We start from the raw sequence: 7,801 nt of genomic DNA on the forward strand, positions 1-7,801 counted from the left end.
TCGCTCCGCGTCGGGTCCCGGCCGCCCCACGATGAGGGGGACGAAAGGGAAGACACATGACCAACCTGATCCAGCACTGGGTCGACGGCGCGCCGTTCCGCGGCACGTCCACCGCCACGGCCGACGTCACCAACCCCGCGACGGGCCAGGTCACCGGCCAGGTCGTCCTGGCCGACGCGGCCGACGCCGCTGCCGTCATCGCCTCGGCGAAGGCGGCCTCGGTCGGCTGGGGCGCGACCTCGATCGCCCGTCGGACCCAGGTGGTCTTCGCCTTCCGCGAGCTGCTCAACGCCCGCAAGGACGAGCTCGCCGCGATCATCACGGCCGAGCACGGCAAGGTGCACTCCGACGCGCTCGGGGAGATCGCCCGCGGCCAGGAGGTCGTGGAGTTCGCGTGCGGCATCCCGCACCTGCTCAAGGGCGGCCACTCCGAGAGCGCCGCGACCGGGGTCGACGTGCACTCCAAGCGCGACCCGCTCGGCGTCGTCGGCGTGATCAGCCCCTTCAACTTCCCGGCCATGGTGCCGATGTGGTTCTTCCCCATCGCCCTGGCCGCCGGCAACGCCGTCGTGCTGAAGCCGTCGGAGAAGGATCCGTCCGCCGCGCTCTGGATCGCCGCTCTCTGGAAGGAGGCCGGACTGCCGGACGGGGTCTTGACCGTGCTGCAGGGCGACAAGGTCGCGGTCGACGCGCTCCTGCAGAGCCCGGACGTGGCGGCGATCAGCTTCGTCGGCTCGACGCCGATCGCCGAGTACGTCTACCGCGAGGCGAGCGCGCACGGCAAGCGGGTCCAGGCGCTCGGTGGCGCGAAGAACCACATGGTCGTCCTGCCGGACGCCGACCTCGACCTCGCGGCCGACGCCGCGGTCAACGCCGGGTTCGGCTCCGCCGGTGAGCGGTGCATGGCGATCAGCGTCCTCGTCGCGGTCGAGCCCGTCGCCGACGACCTCGTCGCCCGCATCGCGGAGCGCACCCGCACCCTCCGCACGGGCGACGGCCGCCGGAGCGAGGGTCCCGAGGTCGACATGGGACCGCTCGTCACGCAGGCGCACCGCGACCGGGTCGCGGGCTTCGTCGAGTCCGGCGAGAGCGCCGGAGCGAAGCTCGTGGTCGACGGACGCGACGTGCGGCCCGTCGGCGAGACCGGGGGCTTCTGGCTCGGCCCCACGCTCTTCGACCACGTGACGCCCGACATGGAGGTGTACCGCGAGGAGATCTTCGGCCCGGTCCTCTCGGTCGTGCGGGTCGCCTCGTACGCCGAGGCGCTGGCGCTCGTCAACGACCACGAGTACGGCAACGGCACGGCGATCTTCACCAACGACGGCGGGGCCGCTCGCCGGTTCGAGGCCGACGTGAAGGTCGGCATGATCGGCGTCAACGTGCCGATCCCCGTCCCGGTCGCCTACTACTCCTTCGGCGGGTGGAAGCGGTCGCTGCTCGGCGACACCCACGCCCACGGCACCGAGGGCGTGCACTTCTTCACGCGGGGCAAGGTCGTCACGTCCCGCTGGCCGGACCCCGCGCAGCGTCGCGAGGGCGGTCTCGAGCTGGGGTTCCCCCGCAATGACTGAGCTCACGCGCACCGACGCCCAGCGCACCTTCGACCTCGACCGCGCGCACGTGTTCCACTCCTGGTCGGCGCAGGATCAGATCCGTCCGATGGTGGTCACCCGGGCGGAGGGGTCGTTCCTCTGGGACGGTGACGGCAACAAGTACCTCGACTTCACCTCGCAGCTCGTGTTCACGAACCTGGGGCACCAGCACCCGCGCATCGTGGAGGCGATCCAGCGGCAGGCCGGCGAGCTGTGCACGATCGCGCCGGCGCACGCCAACGGCGCCCGCTCCGAGGCGGCCCGGCTGATCGCCGAGCGCACGCCCGGCGACCTCGACCACGTGTTCTTCACCAACGGTGGCGCCGACGCGAACGAGCACGCGGTGCGCATGGCCCGTCTGCACACGGGGCGGCACAAGGTGCTCTCGCGGTACCGGTCGTACCACGGCGGGACGCACCTGGCGATCAACCTCACGGGCGACCCCCGTCGCTGGCCGAGCGACCACGCGAGTGACGGCGTCGTGCACTTCTTCGGCCCGTTCCTCTACCGCAGCGCGTTCTCGGCGACGACCGAGACCGAGGAGTGCGAGCGGGCGCTGGCGCACCTCGAGCAGGTCATCGCGCTCGAGGGTCCGTCGACGATCGCCGCGATCGTGCTGGAGTCGATCCCCGGCACCGCCGGCATCATGGTGCCGCCGCCGGGCTACCTGGCGGGCGTGCGCGAGCTCTGCGACCGCTTCGGCATCGTGCTGATCGCCGACGAGGTCATGTCGGGGTTCGGGCGTGCCGGTCGGTGGTTCGCGATCGACCATGCCGACGTCGTGCCCGACCTGCTGACGTTCGCGAAGGGCGTTAACTCCGGCTACGTGCCGCTCGGCGGAGTCGCGATCAGCGACGCGATCCACGCGACGTTCGCCGACCGCGCCTACCCCGGCGGTCTGACGTACTCCGGCCATCCGCTCGCCTGCGCGGCGGCGGTGGCGACGATCGAGGCGATGGAGGACGAGCGCATCGTCCAGCACGCCGCCCGGCTCGGCGAGGAGGTCTTCGGTCCCGGGCTGCGCGACCTGGCCGCACGCCACGACTGGATCGGCGAGGTCCGCGGCACGGGCGCGTTCTGGGCGATCGAGCTCGTGCGCGACCCCGTGACGCGTGAGCCGCTGGCACCGTACGGCGGGTCGAGCCCGGAGATGGCCGCGGTGCTGGCCGCTGCGCAACGACGCGGGTTGCTGCCGTTCGCGAACTTCAACCGCATCCACGTCGTGCCGCCGCTGACCATCAGCGAGAACTACGCCCGGGTCGGGCTGCAGATCCTCGACGAGGCGCTGCACGAGGCGGCGGTCGCGTCGCGGTGACGCACCGCTCCCGGTCGGCGGGTGGGCGAGGTGCTGGAGCCGGCGACCGCCGCGGACGTCACGCCAGGTGAGCCGCCGCCTCCGCCGATGCGGAGTCGCCCTCGACCTCCACCTCGAAGAGCACCGCCCCGAGCGGCACCTGCTGACCGGCGCGGGCGCCGATCGTGCTGACGCGTCCCGAGCGGGGTGCCCGCAGCGACAGCTCCATCTTCATGGCCTCGATCGTGCCGAGGACGTCACCCTCGGCGACCTCCGCACCCTCCGCGACGCGCACGTCGAGCACGGTGCCGGGCATCGGGGCGACGACGCGTCCGTCGTCGAGGCCGGCGGCCGCGCCGGCCGTCGGGTCGAGCGGCCGCAGCAGGAACCGCTGCCCCTCGAGGACGACCTCCGCACCGCCCGACCGGAGCAGGCGGACGTGGCCGACGACGCGTCGCCCCTCGAGAGACGCCTCGATGCGGACGATGCCGTCGACCTCGTGCAGGGACGGTCGCCGCAACGCGCGGCCGCCGACCGTCGAGCCCTGCGGGTCGACCCGGACGTCCTCGTCGAGCCCGACCCGGAGCGCCGTCGGCGACCCCGCGATGCGGAAGCCGTCCGGGGCGAACGGGCCCGTCGTGCTCTCGAGCCATGCCACGGACTGCACCCACGCGGCCAGGGCACGGGCGTCCTCGACCGGCGGCGGCGCGACCTCGTGGACGTCGAGCCAGGCGGTGTCGATCCGGCAGTCGCGGAACTCGTCGCTGGCCGCCAGCGCCCGCAGGAACCCCGTGTTGGTCGTGAGCCCCAGGACCACGGTCTCGTCGAGGGCGTCGACGAGGGCAGACCGCGCGGCCTCCCGGTCGCTGCCGCTCGCGATGACCTTGCCGAGCATCGGGTCGTAGCTCGTCGAGACGCTCTGCCCCGAGAACAGGGCGTGGTCGACCCGCACTGCCTCGGGCCACGACACGTGGCTGGCCGTGCCCGCCTGCGGGAGGAAGCCGCCGAAGGCGTCCTCGGCGTACACGCGAGCCTCGATCGCCCAGCCGTCGCGCCGCACCTCCGACTGGCTCATCGACAGGTGCTCACCGGCAGCGACCCGCAGCTGCAGCTCCACGAGGTCGAGGCCGGTGATGGCCTCGGTGACGGGGTGCTCGACCTGGAGCCGGGTGTTCATCTCGAGGAAGTAGAACTCGCCGGTCGCGTTGTCGAGGAGGAACTCGACCGTGCCCGCACCGACGTACCCGACCTCGTGGGCCAGGTCGACGGCCGACTGCGTCAGCCGGGTGCGGGTGGCCTCGTCGATCGTGGGCGCCGGAGCCTCCTCCAGCACCTTCTGGTGGCGGCGCTGCGTCGAGCAGTCGCGCTCCCACAGGTGCAGCACGGTGCCGTGGGTGTCGGCCATGACCTGCACCTCGAGGTGCCGGCCGGACTCGACGTACTTCTCGACCAGCAGCGTGTCGTCGCCGAACGAGCTGGCGGCCTCCCGGCCCGCCGCAGCGGCTGCCTCGGCGAAGTCCGCCGCACCGCGGACGACCCGCATGCCCTTGCCGCCGCCGCCAGCAGCGGCCTTGACCATGACCGGGTAGGCGAACGTCGTCGGGTCGTCGTCGATCCCGTACGACGGGACGACCGGCACCCCGGCCGCCGTCGCGACCTCGCGCGCGGCGTCCTTGCGGCCCATCTGCTCCATGACCGACGCGCTCGGGCCGGCCAGGGCGATCCCGGCACCGGCCAGGGCGGCCGCGAACGAGGCGCGCTCGGACAGGAACCCGTAGCCCGGGTGCACGACGTCGGCCCCGACCTGTCGGGCCGCGGCCACGACGGCGTCGACGTCGAGGTAGCTGGGCACGGCCACGGCGACGTCGGCCGCGAGGACGTGCGGCGCGTCCGCGTCGACGTCGGTGTGGATCGCGACGGTCCGCAAGCCCATCGCCTGGGCCGTGCGGAACACGCGCAGGGCGATCTCGCCCCGGTTCGCCACGAGGACGGTGGTCGTCTGCTCGCTCATCGTCATCACATCCGGAAGACGCCGTAGGACGGCGCCGGGATCGGGGCGTTGGCCGAGGTCGCCAGCGCCATGCCGAGCACGCGGCGGGTGTCGACCGGGTCGATGATCCCGTCGTCCCACAGGCGAGCGGTGGAGTAGTAGGCCGAGCCCTGGGTCTCGTACTGCTCACGGATCGGGGCCTTGAACGCCTCGACCTGCTCCTCGGTCTCCAGGTCGGAGCGCACCGTCGCCAGGACCGACGCCGCCTGCTCGCCGCCCATGACCGAGATGCGGGCGTTGGGCCACATCCAGAGGAAGCGCGGGTCGTAGGCGCGCCCGCACATGCCGTAGTTGCCGGCACCGAACGAACCGCCGATCACGACCGTGAACTTCGGGACCACCGAGCACGCCACGGCGGTGACGAGCTTGGCGCCGTCCTTGGCGATGCCGCGGTTCTCGTACTCCTTGCCAACCATGAAGCCCGAGATGTTCTGCAGGAACACCAGCGGGATCCCGCGCTGGTTGCACAGCTCGATGAAGTGGGCGCCCTTGAGCGCCGACTCGCTGAACAGGATGCCGTTGTTCGCGACGATGCCGACCGGATAGCCGTGGATCCGCGCAAACGCGCACACGAGGGTCTCGCCGTAGAGCGCCTTGAACTCCTGCATCTGGGAGCCGTCGACGACGCGCCGGATCACGTCGCGCACGTCGTACGGCGTGCGCGTGTCCGCGGGGACGATGTCGTAGAGGTCGCTCGGGTCGTCCACCGGCTCCTCGACGGGCGCCGCCTCGATCGAGCGCGCCGACGGCCGCTCGAACGTGCCGACGATGCCGCGGACGATGTCCAGCGCGTGCGCGTCGTCGTTCGCCAGGTGGTCGACCACGCCCGAGGTGCGTGCGTGGACGTCGCCGCCGCCGAGCTCCTCGGCTGTGACGACCTCGCCCGTCGCGGCCTTCACGAGCGGCGGACCGCCCAGGAAGATCGTGCCCTGGTCCTTCACGATGACGGTCTCGTCGGACATCGCCGGGACGTAGGCACCGCCGGCGGTGCACGAGCCCATGACCGCCGCGACCTGCGGCACGCCCCGGGCCGACATCTGCGCCTGGTTGAAGAAGATGCGCCCGAAGTGCTCGCGGTCGGGGAACACGTCGTCCTGCATCGGCAGGAACGCGCCGCCGCTGTCGACCAGTGCGATGCAGGGCAGGCGGTTCTCGGCCGCGACCGCCTGCGCGCGGAGGTGCTTCTTGACCGTCAGCGGGTAGTAGGTACCGCCCTTCACGGTCGCGTCGTTGGCGATGACCATGACCTCGCGCCCTGCGACCCGGCCGATGCCGGTCACGATCCCGGCGCTCGGCACCGCGAAGTCGTCGCCCGGCCTGCCGTACATCCCGAAGCCCGCCAGGGCGCTGAGCTCGAGGAACGGGCTGCCGGGGTCGAGCAGCCGGTCCACCCGGTCGCGCACCAGGAGCTTGCCGCGGTCGGTGTGCTTGGCGCGGGCGGCTTCGCTGCCGCCGGCCCGTCCGTCGCGCACGCGAGCGAGGTGCTCGCGCAGCTCGGCGGTGTGGTCGGCGAGGCTCTTCGCCATCACTCCACCGCCAGTCCGAGGCCGCGGGCGATCAGCATGCGCTGGACCTCGCTGGTGCCCTCGCCGATCTCGAGGATCTTGGCGTCGCGGTAGAAGCGGGCGACGGGGTACTCCTCCATGAAGCCGTACCCGCCGAACACCTGGGTCGCGATCCGGGTCGCCGTGACGGCCGACTCCGACGAGTACAGCTTGGCGACCGACGCGGCCTGCTTGAACTCGGCGCGGGTCGGGGCGCCGGTGGCGCCGCGGGTCATCGCGTCCTTCATCTCGGCCGCCCGGTAGGTCAGCAGGCGTGAGGCCTGCAGCATGACCTCGAGGTCGGCGATCTGGAACGCGACGCCCTGCTTGCGCCCGATCGGCCCGCCGAACGTCTGGCGCTCGCCCGCGTAGGCGACCGCCATGTCGAGGCACGCCTGGAGGCAGCCGACCGCGAGGGCGGCGATCGCGACGCGGCCGTCGTCGAGGGTGCTGAGGAACTGCGCATAACCGCGCCCGCGCTCGCCGAGCAGGTGGTCGGTCGGCACGCGGCAGTCGGTGAACGACAGCGGGTGGGTGTCGGAGATGTGCCAGCCGAGCTTGTCGTAGGCCTTCTCGGCGACGAAGCCGGGCGTCCCGGCCGGGACCATGATCGTGCTGATCTCGGGAGACCCGTCGTCGCGCTGGCCCGTACGGGCCGTGACGGTCACGAGCGAGGTGATCGCCGAGCCGGAGTTGGTGATGAACTGCTTGGCGCCGTTGAGGACCCAGGAGTCACCGTCGACCTCGGCCCGGGTCCGGGTGGCCCCGGCGTCCGAACCTGCGCCGGGCTCGGTCAGCCCGAAGCCGGCGAGGGCACGACCCGCGATGAGGTCGGGGAGCCACCGCTCCTGCTGCTCGGGCGTGCCGAAGGTCAGGATCGGGTTGATGCCGAGGCCGACCGCCGCCTCCAGCGTGATGCCGAGCGACTGGTCGACGCGACCGATCTCCTCGATCGCGAGGCACAGCGAGACGAAGTCGCCGTCATCACCGGCACCGCCCAGCTCCTCGGGGGACGTGAGACCCATGAGGCCCAGGTCGCCCATCGTCTGCACGACCTCGACCGGGAAGTGGTGGTCGCGGTCCCACTGGGCGACGTGTGGCGCGATCTCCTTCGCGGCGAAGTCGCGCACGGAGGACCGGAAGGCCTCGTGCTCGGGGCTGAGGTTCAGCATGGGGGCTCCCGTGGTCGGCGGCGACGATCTGGTTAATGGTGGTTAACCACTGGTAAGGTTAACGATCATTAACCACCCTGGCAACAGGGTGCACCCCCCAGCGAGGAGGCGTCATGACCCCTCCGACCCGCCCGCGCGAGGTCGGCGGG

Annotated in this window: 5 protein-coding genes; 2 read left to right on the plus strand and 3 right to left on the minus strand. The window is 72.1% G+C overall.

All coding sequences use genetic code 11. The features are described 5' to 3' along the window. Positions 1–56 precede the first annotated feature (56 nt). Together ABD127_RS16225 and ABD127_RS16230 are read left to right on the plus strand one after the other, a co-directional pair. Positions 57–1,571, plus strand: coding sequence for a CoA-acylating methylmalonate-semialdehyde dehydrogenase (locus ABD127_RS16225; protein ID WP_344203387.1), 1,515 nt, complete (start codon positions 57–59; stop codon positions 1,569–1,571). Beyond that, complete coding sequence (locus ABD127_RS16230; protein WP_344203389.1) at positions 1,564–2,907, plus strand: aspartate aminotransferase family protein; 1,344 nt, start codon at positions 1,564–1,566, stop codon at positions 2,905–2,907. Before ABD127_RS16225 ends, ABD127_RS16230 begins: the two co-directional genes overlap by 8 nt. 58 nt (positions 2,908–2,965) lie before the next feature. Here the strand turns inward: ABD127_RS16230 and ABD127_RS16235 are convergent, their stop codons facing one another. From ABD127_RS16235 to ABD127_RS16245, 3 genes are read right to left on the minus strand one after another with little or no spacing between them, the layout of a single operon-like run. Further along, positions 2,966–4,897, minus strand: coding sequence for an acetyl/propionyl/methylcrotonyl-CoA carboxylase subunit alpha (locus ABD127_RS16235; protein ID WP_344203391.1), 1,932 nt, complete (start codon positions 4,895–4,897; stop codon positions 2,966–2,968). A gap of 5 nt (positions 4,898–4,902) precedes the next feature. Then, positions 4,903–6,462 (minus strand): carboxyl transferase domain-containing protein, encoded by a 1,560-nt coding sequence (locus tag ABD127_RS16240; RefSeq protein WP_344203393.1) that lies wholly within the window; start codon positions 6,460–6,462, stop codon positions 4,903–4,905. Continuing rightward, the gene (locus ABD127_RS16245; RefSeq protein WP_344203394.1) at positions 6,462–7,652 is read right to left on the minus strand and encodes an acyl-CoA dehydrogenase family protein; all 1,191 of its coding nucleotides are present in this window, start codon (positions 7,650–7,652) and stop codon (positions 6,462–6,464) included. Before ABD127_RS16245 ends, ABD127_RS16240 begins: the two co-directional genes overlap by 1 nt. Between the last annotated feature and the right edge of the window lie 149 nt (positions 7,653–7,801).

Source organism: Aeromicrobium alkaliterrae (assembly GCF_039529015.1).
GTDB classification, from domain to species: domain Bacteria; phylum Actinomycetota; class Actinomycetes; order Propionibacteriales; family Nocardioidaceae; genus Aeromicrobium; species Aeromicrobium alkaliterrae.